The sequence below is a fragment of the Desulfosarcina sp. genome (assembly GCF_046496365.1).
Taxonomy (GTDB): Bacteria; Desulfobacterota; Desulfobacteria; order Desulfobacterales; family Desulfosarcinaceae; genus Desulfosarcina.
In genome coordinates this window covers 14079-28138 of record NZ_JAWOHB010000121.1, presented here as the reverse complement: position 1 = coordinate 28138, position 14060 = coordinate 14079, and the positions used below count along the sequence as shown (strand labels likewise).

Genomic DNA, 14060 nt, shown 5'->3' with positions numbered 1-14060 from the left:
ACTGCGCTGCATTATCTGGCGGCAATGGAAGCGTGCGTATACCCGGGCCAAAGGCTTGATGAGAGGCGGACTCGGTGAAAGCCGAGCCTGGCAATCGGCGACCAATGGCAGAGGCCCCTGGTGGAATTCCGGCGCCTCGCACATGAATCAGACGTTTGCCAAGAAGTTCTTTGACCGGCTTGGACTCGTGTCACTGCTGGATTTGGTTCTCAGGTTTCAATGTAACACATGAACCGCCGTATACGGAACCGTACGTACGGTGGTGTGGGAGGACGGAGGGCGCGAGCCCTCCTCCTACCCGATGACCCGGGTGTCGGTTGTCTATCTAGACTTCAAAATCTTTTCAAGATAAAAGCCCGTGTGCGATTCGGGCACCCGGCAAATGGCTTCCGGTGGTCCGGATGCCACCACACGCCCGCCCGCATCGCCTCCTTCGGGTCCCAGGTCAATGACATGGTCGGCCGTTTTGATCACGTCCAGGTTGTGTTCGATCACCACAACGGTATTGCCCGCATCCACCAAACGGTTCAATACCGTCAATAATTTGCGGATGTCATCGGGATGCAGTCCCGTCGTGGGTTCGTCGAGAATATAAAGCGTGTTGCCAGTGCCCCGCTTGCTCAATTCTCGGGCCAGTTTGATGCGCTGGGCCTCGCCTCCGGAGAGCGTCGTGGCAGATTGGCCGATGGGGACATAACCGAGCCCGACATCCACCAGCGTCTCCAGTTTTGACCGGATGACCTCGATGTTTTGAAACATGGCCAGGCTCTGGTCGACGGTCATGTCCAGTACCTCGGCGACGTTCTTGCCTTTATAACGGATTTCCAGCGTTTCGCGGTTGTATCGCCGGCCCTTGCAGATGTCACAGGGAACATAAATGTCGGGCAGAAAATGCATCTCAATGCGAATGATGCCGTCCCCCTCACACGCCTCGCATCGACCGCCGCGAATGTTGAAGCTGAACCGACCGGGTTTGTAGCCCCGCATTCTGGCTTCGGGGGTGCGACTGAAAAGATCCCTGATCGGGGTGAACAGGCCGGTATAGGTGCTGGGGTTGGAACGAGGGGTTTTGCCGATGGGGGATTGGTCGATGTCGATGACCTTGTTGATTTTATCCAGGCCGGTGATCTGTTCATAACCCCCTGCGGTCAGGTTGAGTTGCCTGAGGCTGCGTATGGCCGCGCGGTAGAGCGTTTCCAGCACCAGGCTGGACTTGCCCGAGCCGGAGACGCCGGTGACGCAGGTGAAGACTCCCATCGGGAAGGTGACATCAATATTTTTAAGGTTATGCTGACAAGCCCCCACAATACGGATTTCGCCCTGGCTGGCGGTCCTTCGTTTGGCCGGCACTGTGATCTGCAGCCTGCCGGAAAGATATCTGCCGGTCAGAGACTGGTCGTCTTCCAGCATCATCGCCGGCGTCCCCTGAAAGACCACATGGCCGCCGTCGATGCCGGCGCCGGGCCCCATGTCGACTACGTGGTCGGCGGCCAGGATGGTATCTTCATCGTGCTCTACCACCAGCACTGAATTGCCCATATCGCGCATATTCATGAGCGCTGCCAACAGTCGCTGGTTATCGCGCTGATGCAGACCGATGCTGGGCTCGTCCAAAACATAGAGGACGCCGGTCAATTTGGATCCGATCTGGGTGGCCAACCGGATTCGTTGGCTTTCTCCACCTGACAGGGTATGGGCTGGCCGGTCCAGTGTAAGATAGGAAAGCCCTACGTCGTTCAAAAATGCCAAGCGCGAGGAGATCTCTTTGATGATCTTCGCAGCAATCACACCACGCTTGCCATCCATCCGATAGGCGTCGAAAAATGCCTGCAGCGCGATGATGGATCGGGACGTTAAATCACCAACCGACATGCCATCGATCTTGATATGCCGACTCTCCTTGCGCAACCGTGCGCCGCCGCAATGGGGGCATGCCGATTCGACCATGTATTCGTTCAGTTTGGTTTTCTCAACGGACGATGTCGCTTCGGCATGCTGCCGCAGCAAATACGCAAGGATCCCTTCAAAAGGTCGTAATTTCTTTTTGGCGCGACCGTTTTCATGGGTGGTAAAAGGGATCTGCTGGGCCCCTGAACCATGCATCAGCACCATTTTAAACGTTTCCGGTAGTTCTCGGTAAGGGGTGTAGATATCTACGCCATAAAAACCGGTCAGATCTTCCAGAAACTCTCCAAAGGCTACTGAATTCCGATGGGTCCAGAGGGAGATCGCCCCTTCGCGCAGGGAGAGTTCTGGATTTGGGACGATTTGTATTGGGGAGAAGCTTTTAATCGTGCCAATTCCATCACAGTGGGCGCAGGCCCCGTGGGGAGAATTGAAAGAAAAGCTGGCCGGGGAAAGTTCCGGATAGCCGATGCCGCAGCGGCTGCAGGTGGCGTTTTCACTAAATTGCAGCGTTTCGATGACCTCCTCCATGCCGTTGCCGATAAAGGCAACCTTCACCTGGCCTTCAGATCGGGCTATGGCCAGCTCCATGGAGTCCGCCAGCCGGTTGCGGATGCCTGGATTGAGAATCAACCGGTCAACCACCACGTCAATATCTGGACCCGGTGCGTCTGAAAGATCACTGACTGTGTCCAACTCCCGAATTTTTCCGTTAACGCGGATCCGGGCGAACCCATCTTTTCGTAAGCGCTTCAATAAGCCATTCAGGCTGCCGGCAGGATTCGCCGAAATCGGCGACAGTACCATCAGCCGGGAGCCTTCGGGCCATTGCAAAACAGCCGCAACCATTTCATCGATCGTCTGGGAAAGGATCGGCTGGCCGCACTGGTAACAGTGGGCGATCCCGGCACGGGCGTAAAGCAGCCGGATGAAGTCATAAATTTCGGTAACCGTGCCCACCGTCGAGCGAGGGTTATGGGTGGCTGTTTTCTGTTCGATGGCGATGGCTGGAGATAGGCCTTCGATCAGATCCACATCGGGTTTTTCAAGCCGCTCCAGAAACTGCCGGGCGTATGTGGACAGCGATTCCACATAGCGGCGCTGGCCTTCAGCATAGAGGGTGTCGAAGGCCAGGGTGGATTTTCCGGAGCCGGACAGGCCGGTAACCACCACCAGCTTGTTGCGTGGCAGGCTCAGGCTGATATTTTTCAGATTGTGTTGCCTGGCCCCTTCTATGGTAATGGCGTCTAAAGCGGTCAAGGTGTTCGATGATAAGCTGATTCGGGGTTCATGATGTCAGTGCTCCCCTGGTTATCAGGTGATTCGCGGTTTAGCAAGCGTACCTGGTTTGCCGCCATGGTGATTGCTGCCACCATACTCTGCGATGATGCTTTCCCGGAGCCGGCAATGTCGTAAGCAGTGCCGTGGTCCACCGATGTGCGGATAATCGGCAGCCCCAGGGTGGTGTTGACGCCGTCGGCAAAATGGATCATTTTAAAGGGTCCCAGTCCCTGATCATGGTACATGGCCACCACTGCGTCGTATGCCCCTTGCGATGCCCTGAAAAAAACGGTGTCAGGCGGGTGGGGACCGGATACCTCGATCCCCTGGGAGGCGGCCTGGCCAATGGCCGGAGTGATGATTTTCTCCTCTTCATCTCCAAAAAGTCCCGACTCTCCGGCATGTGGATTGAGTCCGGCCACGGCGATACGTGGTTGGTTCAGGCCGAAGCGGCTTTTCAGGGCATGATCGGTCAGGGCAACGATGGCCGCAATCCTATCAGTGGTCAATGCGCCGGGGAGGTGTTTGATGGGAAGGTGGATGGTTGCCAGGACGACCTTCAAACGGTCACCGGCCAGCATCATGGCATAATCCCGGGTGCCGGTGCGCTGGGCCAGTATTTCGGTGTGCCCGCTGAAATGAATATCCGCCATCTTCAAGGCGGATTTATTGATGGGGCCTGTGACGATGGCGGAAACCCTGCCAGCCATGGCGTCATCAATGGCTGAATTCAAATAAGCCACCATGGCTTTCCCGGATGTGCTGCAGGGTTTTCCCCATGCCATGTTCCGGGTGTCAACGCCTGTGGGATCGATTACGCGCACGGCATTTTTTACAATGCGGCTATCCCTGAGTGATGAAAATGCGGCCAACCGGATAAGTGTGGTTCCCGTTGAGGCAATACAACGGTTCAGACGGTTTGCATCACCGTATATGACTGGTCGGCAACACGTTAATACGCGCGGGTCGGCAAGGGCTTTGGCGATGATCTCCGGACCGATCCCCACCGGGTCCCCCATGGTAATGGCCACCAGTGGCGGGTTGGCTTTCATTGTCAGACTTTATAAAGGTTGTTAGACAAGATTTTATCCCTATCATACTCAGCCGCTGCGGGTTTGTAAATTCATTTTCATCCGTCATAGCATGCCAATTCCAGGATTCGTAGAAACCGCTCGGCTTTTCTTAAGTCCAAACTAAAAAAACGAAAAACGGAGAAAAACTAAATAAAACGGCGAAAACAAGAGTTTACTGGTTGGTGGTTACATTGTTGATAACTCCCGATCTGCTTAAAATGCTTATGGAAAAATTGCAGGTTTAAAAAACCTTGTATTTCGAAGCAGTTGCCGGAGAAAAACATAATAACTATTTGAAAAAAAAACTAAAAAAAATATTTGTGAGAAACTTGTTAGCGATTTGTTTAACTGGCTGTCTTCCACTTTGACTTCGAACAGCCTAATTTGTAATAACCCCCCCAGCCGTAGGATCGCGCAGCTACCTTTCTGAAAACCTCAGATAATTAACCAAAAACTTCATATTTTAAACCAATAGTCTGCTGTTTTAAAGAAGCGGGCGACATATTTTAACCGTTGCTGAGGGGGATTTATTTTATAAATGGACCGAATTTGGATGTCAGTGAAATCCCTGCTCAAGGAAAAAATTCCCGGCCACAGTTACCGGATGTGGATTGAACCCATCGATTTCTGCGATAAAGAAGAGGGCAGCATTGTACTGGCCTGCCCCAATCTGTTTTCGAAAAGGCGCATATCCGATCATTATGGTCAAGCAATCGAAGAGGCGGTGTCGAGAGTGGCCGGTATGGCGCTGAAGGTTCGTCTGGTTGTCGGGCCAAGCCGGGGCGGGGAATGCAGGGAAAAAAGACAGGACCGGCAATTGAAGCTGCCAGACATCGATCCACCAGCCAATGGGGGTCGACTGCTAAGAAAAGACTACACCTTCGATCAGTTTGTGGTCGGAAAAAACAGTGACTTTGCCTACTCTGCAGCACTTTCCCTGGCAGCGCGAAATCAGGGCAATCAGAACTCCTTGTATCTGCTTTCGAAAACCGGACTGGGAAAAAGCCATCTTTCCCAAGCGGTGGGCCACCACATCTTCAAGACCTTTCCCAAAGAGCGGGTCTACTATATGACGGCCGAAGATTTCATGAATGAGATGACCGATTCCTACCGGAGCAGCAATATCCACCGTTTCAAGGAAAAGTACCGTCAGAACTGCGACGTACTGCTGCTGGAGGACGTTCATTTTCTGAGTGGAAAAAATGGTACCCAGGAGGAGTTGTCCAATACGCTCGAGTCGCTGATGAATGCCAACAAGAAAATCATCTACTCCAGTTGTTATCTGCCATCCGAAATCCCCAAACTCAATGAAAAACTCAAATCGCGGCTCTGCTGCGGCCTGATTTCAAAAATCGACGCCCCGGACTACAAGACCCGTCTGCGGATACTCAGACAAACGGCCAAATCAAGTGGATACAGCATTCCCGAAGAGGTCTTCCAATATCTGGCGTCTGAGCTGACAGACGATGTGAGGCAACTGAAAAGCGGTTTTATCGGCGTTGCCGCCCAAGCCTCGCTGCTTGGATCGGATGTGGATTTGGACCTTGCCCGCAGCGTCGTTAAAAACATTGTGACCTCACGCGAGGGCATTACACTGGATTCCATCAAGCAACTCGTCTGTAAATACTATAATGTCAGCCTGGCAGATCTGACATCTCCCTCCCGGCGGCAAATGATTGTTCGTCCGCGGCAGGTGGCCATGTACCTCTCTAGACAATACACGGATCATTCCCTTCAAACTATCGGAAAAAGCTTCAACCGATACCATGCAACGACGCTGCATGCCCTGAAAGCTGTGCAAAAAGGGGTTAAGGAAAACGGCACCATTCAGAAACACGTTCAATTTCTTTCCGAACGACTGGAAAAAGGTAAGACCTGATTCTGGTTTCAACAAGAATTCCATGAAAATCGATCCCGATTGCCTGCAACAAATGGAACGCATTGTCGGCAGACCCCATTTTTCCGCGCGCCGGGAAGACCTTGTCTGCTATGGGTACGATGCCACCGCCGTGCTTTATATCCCAGATGCCGTGGTGTTTCCGGCGTCGTCACAGCAGGTGTCGCAAATCATGGCCCTTGCCAATGCGTTCCGCATACCCGTGATTCCGCGAGGCGGTGGGTCCGGCATGACCGGTGGTGCCTTGGCTGTCAGGGGTGGGGTTGTCATCGTCTTCAGTCGCATGAACCGGATCTTGGAAGTCGACCAGGAAAATCTCGTTGCCCGTGTTCAACCCGGCGTGATCACGGCTGCATTTCAGGACCAGGTGAAACGGATGGGGTTGTTTTACCCGCCCGACCCGTCCAGCGCCGGATTTTCCACCATGGGTGGTAACCTGGCCGAATGCGCCGGGGGTCCAAAAGCGGTAAAATACGGCGTGACCCGGGATTATGTTCTGGGGCTTGAAGCCGTTTTGCCGACCGGAGAAATTATAAAGACCGGTGTGCGTACAGCCAAAGGGGTGGTTGGGTACGATCTCACCCGGCTCATTGTGGGGTCCGAGGGCACCCTGGCGCTGATTACCGAAGCCACCGTAAAACTTTTGCCGCTGCCTGAGAGCGTTATGACCCTCACGGCTTCCTTTGCCGGCATGGATATTGCCGCCCGGGCGGTTTCCGCGATAGTTCGCAGTCATACCGTTCCCCGCACGATTGAATTCATGGATAATGCCTCCATCCGGCTGGCGGAAGGGTATCTCCACGTGGGGTTGCCCGTGGAAGCCGGCGCCTTGCTCATCATGGAGGTGGATGGCAAACGGGATGAAATTGGCGGGTTGACCCGGGCTCTGGAGGATCAGGCTCGGCGTCTAGGTGCCGTTAAGGTCACTGTCGCCCAAACCGAAGCGGAGGCCCAACGGTTGTGGCAGGCGAGAAAAGCCATTTCACCGGCGTTGTTCAAACTGGCACCGCATAAGATCAACGAGGATATTGTGGTTCCCAGGAACCGGGTGCCGGACCTGGTGGCCAAGATCGACGACCTCAGGCGCCAGACCGGCCTGACCATGGTGGCCTTTGGTCATGCGGGTGACGGCAACATCCATTTCAACATCATGCTTGACAAATCCGACCCAAAGGCGCTGGAAACCGCCAAGAGGGCCGTGGAGGCCCTTTTTGACTACACCCTGGCCCTGGGAGGGACGATCTCAGGAGAGCACGGCGTCGGCATCACCAAAGCGCCCTATCTGCGGAAAGAGGTCGGTGGTGAAGTGATCGCACTGATGCAGCGCATCAAAAAGGCCTTTGATCCGTTGGGCCTATTGAATCCGGGCAAGATTTTTCCTGGATCCGTTGAATAGGCTGGGGTGTGCGGAGGAAGGATTATTGGGCGAACTCCCGGCTGATATTGCGTCTAGTGGCCTTTGATGGCCATCCCGCCGGCTGAAACCAACTCTTCTAAAATCTCAAAGCGTTCATTCTGATAATGCGCAATGGCGCAGCGGAGATTTAGGGCGCACCGCGTTCGGCATACGGGATCGATCTTCCGGAATCTGCCGAAACAACCCAAATACTGATCCAACGAGAATTCAGTTTTTTGCCTGGACATCATTGGCATATCCTATTGCTCCAGTAGGTTGAGAAGTTCGTCGTGGATGGCGCCGTTGGTGCAGACGATCTCATCCTCATCGATAAAATAGGGCGCACCTGAAAAAACGGTTGTGCGGGCACCGGCTTCCTCGGCAATCAGGAATCCGGCAGCAGTATCCCACGGTTTGAGATGCTGCTCCCAGAAGCCGTCAAAGCGGCCGCCGGCCACATAGCATAAATCCAACGCCGCTGATCCCAACCGGCGGACCCCCTGGGTGGCCGTCAGACATTTGCCGAAACGGCCCATCAGCGGATCGAATATGGTCTGAAGATCGTAGGGGAAGCCGGTGACCAGAAGGCTGTCGGCAAGCGTTCGGGTGGTGGATACGAAAATGGGTGTGCCGTTCAACTGGGCGCCCTGATCCTTGACACCGACGAACAGTTCGCCCAGAAGCGGCGCCAGGACAATTCCGGCTAAAATGCGATCGTCGACAGCAAACGCGATCGAAACACAAAACAGTGGCAGGTTATGCGCAAAGTTGGTTGTGCCGTCCAACGGATCGATGATCCAACAGCCGTCGCTGCCCGCGTGTGTTCCGCTCTCTTCAGCCAGAATAGCGTGGCTGGGGAAAACCGTGGAGATGGTGTCGATAATGGCTGCCTCCGACCGGGTGTCCGCTTCGGTCACCAGATCGATGGCTCCTTTTTTACGGATCGACCCAAGCCTGCCGAAATGCTTGGTGAGAATCCTGCCACCGTTGCAGGCAGCCGCGATCCCCACCTGTTTGATCCGTTCGATTTCCATAAGAGAAAATAACTACAAAAAATGTGTGTATCCTGTCAACTGAATTGTCAATTAAATTTTAACTGTTTTAAATAACTCGCTATTGACGATTAACGACCGGTTCAAGCCGTTTGGTCTCGAAGGTGTTCCACTGTGCTTTCCATTTTTTCCGACAGCGCTTTTAGCGTCGACCGATTTAATGCGCTGATCGCGATTCCGTTGAGACGCTGGATCAGCCCATCGCGTATTTCCGGATCCACCCGATCCATTTTATTGAGCACCCGGATGGTGGGAATGCCGCCGAGGTTTAACTCAGAGAGGATGGATTCAACGGAGCGGATCTGGTCCGGATGGCGCGGATTACTGATATCGATAACGTGCAGCAGCAAGTCTGCGTTTTCCAACTCTTCAAGCGTGGCTTTAAAAGCCGCCATGAGCTCTTTGGGTAGATCGCGGATAAATCCGACCGTGTCGGTGATGATCACTTCGAGGTCCCTGGGAAAACGCAGGCGCCGGCTGGATGGATCCAGGGTGGCGAACAACTTGTCCTCGGCCAGCACCCGGCTCCGGGTCAACTGATTGAGCAGGGTTGACTTTCCTGCATTGGTGTAGCCGATGATGGAGATCACGGGGAGACCTTTTTTGCTGCGGCGGTTTCGCTGCTGGCTGCGGTTTTTTTGAATCGTTGACACGGCTTGCTCCAGGCGTTGAATCCGGTCCCGGGCGCGCCTGCGGTTGATTTCCAGGCGGGTTTCACCCGGTCCGCGGCCGCCGATTCCGCCGGTGAGCCTGGACATGGCGGTGTCCTTGGTAACCAGTCGGGGAAGGATAAATTTCAACTGGGCCAGTTCCACCTGCAGTTTCCCTTCCCGGGTCTGAGCCCGTTGGGCGAAAATATCCAGAATCAGTTGTGTCCGATCAATGACTTTAATTTCAGTGCGATCGGCAATGGAGCGGATCTGGGAAGGATTGAGCTCCTGGTCGAAGATGATCAATGTGGCACCCCGGTGAAGCGCCATTATGGATAGCTCATCCAGCTTGCCGCTGCCCATGAGAAAACGGGGATTGGCTTTTTTGCGCTGCTGCAGAACCGTGTCGATGACGCTGATACTGGCTGTCCGGGCAAGTTCCTTCAGTTCATCCAAGGAGTCGAGCGCATCTTTTCGGGGGCCGGTAAAGATGCTGACCAGCAGGGCTTGTTCCGATCCTGCCGGGCCGGCGGCATCGATTTTTTGTTTGGCCAATTCGGCTTCTAAGGCCAGGATCAGGTCAAGGCAATCGATTTGCGGCCGGAAGGGCGGCAACGGCTCCATGATCCGGTAGGGTGTCGTTTCGCTTGCTCCCGGTAGAATATGGGCCCAATGAATGGCCGTCGGTACGCCGGCGGCAGTCATGGTGACAACTGCCATAAGGTCTAATCTCAGCAGGGACAAATCCGTCAGGTCGTCCTGGGTCAGGGCTGTTTCAGTCAGATGGGTGTGCACGCAGCGGAGTCCCCGCAGACGGTCCGGTGCCAGTCGGTATTCCTTTAGATCGGGGATGAGAATTCGGTCCACTTCACCCATCAGGACTTGGGTGATTTTTCCGCTGCGGTCGATGAGCAGACCGATTTGCCGGCCCGTCTCGGCGGAAAGGATGCACATATCCCGGCACAATTCGTGAGAAACGATGGCCTGGGGAGGAATCCGTCGACGGCTGAGATTCTCTAGACGCTTGATCTGGCTGGCTTTGAGACCCAGCAGCGTGCCGTAAAGTTCTTTCATTCAGAGGCCAGGTTTTCGAAGCGGGTGTAAGATTTAAGGAAGGCCAGGGAGGCCATGCCGGTGGGGCCGTTGCGCTGTTTGGCCAGAATAATTTCCGCCGTTCCCCGATTGGGATTATTCTCATCCCGGTTGTAAACTTCGTCCCGATAGATGAAGGCCACCAAGTCGGCATCCTGCTCCAGGGCACCGGACTCCCTGAGGTCAGACAATTGAGGTCGTTTGTCACTGCGCTCTTCCAGCTTCCGGTTGAGCTGGGACAGTGCGATGACCGGTATGTTGAGTTCCTTGGCCAGAATTTTCAGGGAACGGGAGATGTCTGAGATCTCAAGGTCCCGTCGTTCGATATTGGCGTTGCCCCGCATGAGTTGAAGATAGTCGATAATGATCATTCCCAGGCCCTTGTCCATTTTCATACGCATGGATTTGGTTCGAATTGAGGTGGAGGAAATATCCGGGGAATCATCGATAAAGATGGGGGCTTCGGTTAGCCGACCGGCAGCGTCCGTGATCCGGCTCCAGTCCTCCTGGTTTAAGAAACCACTGCGAATGCGGGATGAATCGACACGGGCCTCGGCACACAGCATACGCATGGAGAGCTGCTCTTTGGACATTTCAAGCGAGAAAACAGCTACGGGTACACCGCCCTCGATGGCCGCGTTGCGGGCCATATTCAGGGCAAAGGCTGTTTTTCCCATGGCCGGGCGGGCGGCCAGAATTATCAAATCGGAATTTTGAAAACCGGAGGTGAGGGCATCGAGCTTTGAGAAACCGGTGGTGACACCCGTGACCAGTGCCCGGTTGCCCTGACGCTCCTCTAGCGCGTCAATGTTGGCTTCAATTATTTTGCTGATCGGAAAAAATGCCGGTTTGGTTTTTCCTTCGGAAAGCTCAAAAATGGCACTCTGGGCAAACTCGATAACGCTTTCGACTTCTCCACGGTCTTCAAAACAGCGGTTGGATATGGTGTTGGAACGTTCGATGAGGCGTCTTAAAACGGCCTTGTCGTGGATGATGCGTGCATAATGGTGGGCATTGACCGCCATGGGCACTGCGTCCACCAGTCGGGCCAGATAGGCGGCGCCCCCGATTTTATCCAGCCCATCCGTTTGCCTGAGGATATTGCTCATCGTCACCAGATCAACCGGTTCGCTTTTGGCATAGAGCGTCTCAATGGCGGAAAAAATGATTTTATGCGCGGTTTTGTAAAAATCGTCAGCGGACAGGATTTCGAGAACATCGAACAGTGTGCTGTTGTCGATCAGGATGGCGCTGAGGATCGATTCTTCCGCCTCGATGCTTTGGGGCGGCAGTTTATGAAATGCAGAATCTCTGGGTGCTGGGTGCTGGGTGTCTGACATGGGAAGTCAACTTCATGGATAAAACCGGGAGCCGGGTGCCACATAGGCACAACGGCTCCCGGCTGCCTGTTTTGGATCATGCTTCTTCGGGAACGACCTCCACGGTGATTTCCGGTTTAATGCCCTGGTATACGCGGATGGGAACCTTGAAGGTCCCGATGGTTTTAATGGGTTCATTGAGCAGTACCATCCGTTTTTCCACCTCGACACCCTTTTTTTTCAGGGCGTCGATGATGTCCCTGACGGTCACCGAACCGTAAAGCTTATCCGCTTCATGGACTTTTGAAGCAATTGTCACGGTAACGGATTCCAGACGTTTGGCCATTTCCTGGGCAAACTCCTTTTCCTTGGCAATCTGCAATTCGAACTTGGCTTTTTCCTGTTCGAGTAATTTGCGCTGCTGCGGGGTGGCCGGAACGGCTTTGCTTTGGGGAAGCAGGTAGTTGCGTGCATACCCGGCCGCCACATTGACTTCACTTCCGATAATCCCTAATGAACTGATGGTTTCCTTCAAAATTACTTTCATGCTTAACCTCCAGAAAAGGCCTGCCGGGATGCTATGACGGCAGGCCCGGTTCACCCGTGTTGGTGTCAATTTTTCTAAAATTGAACCACATGTCAAAAAGTCCAATGCAGATAATTACCAGCAGGAAGAGTTGTTGGACGGCGATCATCATATACAGTACGATCCGCACGATCCTCGGTAGTTTCTTTTTTTCGAAGTAAAACGAAACAATGGCGATACCCTGGATAAAATAGATCGTCAGCAGCACCAGCATCCCGTTGACTCCGATCAGTCGTATTTCCTTGGCGGGCAGAAGAATGATCAGGCCGCAAGCGATAACTCCCCATACCAGCGGTTCGGGTGCCCGCCAAAGGTTGAGGCGCCCGAAATCCGGATAATAAAGCCCGCGGCGTTCCATGATCGGGCGCGCGGCAATCAAATTTGTCCAGGCCACAAAAAGGGTTGAGGCAGCAGCCAGTGAGGGCAATATCCGCACCAGTACATATTGGATCTGGTCAAGAGATCCGGAAATGGCGTCAATGGTTTCCTGCGGAATGCCGATACTTTTATATAGGTCCAGGGATAACGCCAGGTTTGTTGCGACGTAAGTAGAGACGAGCGCGGTTAACCCCGTGCTGGCCACCATGCTGTATAACAGCATGCCGATCAGACCGGTTCCAAGGACAATGCCGCAGGCAACCGCGACGGTGACTTCTACGGACAACTCTTTTTCAAACATTTCGCTCATAACAAACCCAAGCAGCATCAGTCCTGAAAAAAAGAAGATGTCCATGGTTAGTCCGCCAAAAACGAGGCCCATCACCGCAATTGCCACCAACGGAACAATCACCCCGTTGCGTCTGCCCAGTTTAGCCCGGTAAAAAAGAACCGGCAGGGGAATAAACATGGAAAAGAGGAATCCCACCACCGGCATAAAGAGCGCTGCGGAAAAAATGACCAGGGTAGCCATCACGCCGGTAGCGATATCTTTACTAACTCCATTTTGAAATGGCAGCAGGGCCATCCGCTTCTCCTGAATTTAGACATTCTGGTGCTGCCGGGTACGTTTGCGGTCAGGCTATGCGTCGAAGTTGCCTACGTAGGGCAGGAGGGCAATGGTCCGCGCGCGTTTGATGGCATGGGTCACGGCCCGCTGATGCTTGGCGCAGGCTCCTGAGATTCTGCGAGGAATAATTTTACCCCGTTCGGTGGTGAAATATTTCAGTGCTTTGGGATCCTTGTAATCGATAGCGAGGCTCTGGTCGGCACAGAATCGGCACACTTTACGTCGGTGAAAAATTCTTCTTTTCTTTCTTCTGGGGCGTGGTTTTGCGAAGGCCATCGGTTACTCCTCTCCCTTTTCTTCAGTCGGTTCGCTATTCACAGCTGATTCTTCTGATTTTGTGGCTTGTTCGGCGGCATCTGCCGCGGCCTGTTCCTTCCTGGCCGTTTTTTCCTCCATCTCCGCCTTGATGGCATCCAGATCGGCATCCTCTTGCAGCAGGACAGTCATGAACTTCATGATTTTGTCGTCGATTCTGAAAAAACGTTCCATTTCCTGAACTAAGGCGCCATCACCACAAAAATCCAGTCTCACATAGTGCCCCCGGTTTTTTTTCTTGATGTCATAGGCCAGCTTTTTGGTGCCCCAGTCATCCGTTTCAATCAGGATCCCTTTATACTGGGGGATCAGGTCGTTGACCCGCTCAAATATCGGCGATTCGGCCTCTTTGGACAGGTCAGGGTCAATAATAACAATCGTTTCGTACCGCTTCATAGAACCTCCTTGTGGATTTAAAGCCCCGGCTGCGGGCCGGAGCAAGGAATCGTGATTCCAGAGGAATCAACTAAAATTAATACAAATATCAT

The 14060-nt window shown here is 53.7% G+C and carries 11 protein-coding genes; 2 read left to right on the top strand and 9 right to left on the bottom strand.

The window, feature by feature from the left end; all coding sequences use genetic code 11:
- Positions 1–321: 321 nt before the first annotated feature.
- The gene (uvrA, locus tag R6V78_RS11045; protein WP_410289418.1) at positions 322–3165 is read right to left on the bottom strand and encodes an excinuclease ABC subunit UvrA; all 2844 of its coding nucleotides are present in this window, start codon (positions 3163–3165) and stop codon (positions 322–324) included.
- The gene (gene pdxA / locus R6V78_RS11040) at positions 3162–4238 is read right to left on the bottom strand and encodes a 4-hydroxythreonine-4-phosphate dehydrogenase PdxA (RefSeq protein ID WP_410289417.1); all 1077 of its coding nucleotides are present in this window, start codon (positions 4236–4238) and stop codon (positions 3162–3164) included. The genes uvrA and pdxA overlap by 4 nt, the downstream gene beginning before the upstream one ends.
- 574 nt (positions 4239–4812) lie before the next feature.
- On the opposite strand from pdxA, the gene dnaA reads away from it, so the two are divergent.
- Together dnaA and R6V78_RS11030 are read left to right on the top strand one after the other, a co-directional pair.
- On the top strand, positions 4813–6138 hold the full coding sequence (gene dnaA, locus R6V78_RS11035) for a chromosomal replication initiator protein DnaA (protein WP_410289416.1): 1326 nt from the start codon (positions 4813–4815) through the stop codon (positions 6136–6138).
- 22 nt (positions 6139–6160) lie between these two features.
- On the top strand, positions 6161–7552 hold the full coding sequence (locus R6V78_RS11030; protein WP_410289415.1) for an FAD-binding oxidoreductase: 1392 nt from the start codon (positions 6161–6163) through the stop codon (positions 7550–7552).
- Positions 7553–7812: 260 nt separating this feature from the next.
- Here the strand turns inward: R6V78_RS11030 and R6V78_RS11025 are convergent, their stop codons facing one another.
- From R6V78_RS11025 to rpsF, 7 genes are all read right to left on the bottom strand, one after another.
- Positions 7813–8586, bottom strand: coding sequence for an inositol monophosphatase family protein (locus tag R6V78_RS11025; RefSeq protein ID WP_410289414.1), 774 nt, complete (start codon positions 8584–8586; stop codon positions 7813–7815).
- Between the two features lie 101 nt (positions 8587–8687).
- Positions 8688–10328 (bottom strand): GTPase HflX, encoded by a 1641-nt coding sequence (gene hflX / locus R6V78_RS11020; RefSeq protein WP_410289413.1) that lies wholly within the window; start codon positions 10326–10328, stop codon positions 8688–8690.
- A complete protein-coding gene (gene dnaB, locus R6V78_RS11015) occupies positions 10325–11686 on the bottom strand; it encodes a replicative DNA helicase (protein WP_410289412.1) in 1362 nt (453 codons plus the stop codon). The genes hflX and dnaB overlap by 4 nt, the downstream gene beginning before the upstream one ends.
- Positions 11687–11762: 76 nt before the next feature.
- Positions 11763–12212 (bottom strand): 50S ribosomal protein L9, encoded by a 450-nt coding sequence (gene rplI / locus R6V78_RS11010; RefSeq protein ID WP_410289411.1) that lies wholly within the window; start codon positions 12210–12212, stop codon positions 11763–11765.
- Positions 12213–12243: 31 nt separating this feature from the next.
- On the bottom strand, positions 12244–13215 hold the full coding sequence (locus R6V78_RS11005) for a YybS family protein (RefSeq protein ID WP_410289410.1): 972 nt from the start codon (positions 13213–13215) through the stop codon (positions 12244–12246).
- 54 nt (positions 13216–13269) lie between these two features.
- Entirely contained in the window at positions 13270–13533 is a 264-nt protein-coding gene (rpsR, locus tag R6V78_RS11000) for a 30S ribosomal protein S18 (RefSeq protein ID WP_410289409.1), read from the bottom strand.
- A gap of 3 nt (positions 13534–13536) precedes the next feature.
- Entirely contained in the window at positions 13537–13968 is a 432-nt protein-coding gene (rpsF, locus tag R6V78_RS10995; protein WP_410289408.1) for a 30S ribosomal protein S6, read from the bottom strand.
- Positions 13969–14060: the final 92 nt, after the last annotated feature.

Bases quoted from the DNA above. Each gene is read 5' to 3' on its own strand.
- R6V78_RS11025 (WP_410289414.1), bottom strand. From the start codon at position 8,586: ATGGAAATCGAACGGATCAAACAGGTGGGGATCGCGGCTGCCTGCAAC.
- R6V78_RS11005 (WP_410289410.1), bottom strand. From the start codon at position 13,215: ATGGCCCTGCTGCCATTTCAAAATGGAGTTAGTAAAGATATCGCTACC.
- rplI (WP_410289411.1), bottom strand. From the start codon at position 12,212: ATGAAAGTAATTTTGAAGGAAACCATCAGTTCATTAGGGATTATCGGA.
- rpsF (WP_410289408.1), bottom strand. From the start codon at position 13,968: ATGAAGCGGTACGAAACGATTGTTATTATTGACCCTGACCTGTCCAAA.
- rpsR (WP_410289409.1), bottom strand. From the start codon at position 13,533: ATGGCCTTCGCAAAACCACGCCCCAGAAGAAAGAAAAGAAGAATTTTT.
- pdxA (WP_410289417.1), bottom strand. From the start codon at position 4,238: ATGAAAGCCAACCCGCCACTGGTGGCCATTACCATGGGGGACCCGGTG.
- hflX (WP_410289413.1), bottom strand. From the start codon at position 10,328: ATGAAAGAACTTTACGGCACGCTGCTGGGTCTCAAAGCCAGCCAGATC.
- dnaB (WP_410289412.1), bottom strand. From the start codon at position 11,686: ATGTCAGACACCCAGCACCCAGCACCCAGAGATTCTGCATTTCATAAA.
- dnaA (WP_410289416.1), top strand. From the start codon at position 4,813: ATGTCAGTGAAATCCCTGCTCAAGGAAAAAATTCCCGGCCACAGTTAC.
- R6V78_RS11030 (WP_410289415.1), top strand. From the start codon at position 6,161: ATGAAAATCGATCCCGATTGCCTGCAACAAATGGAACGCATTGTCGGC.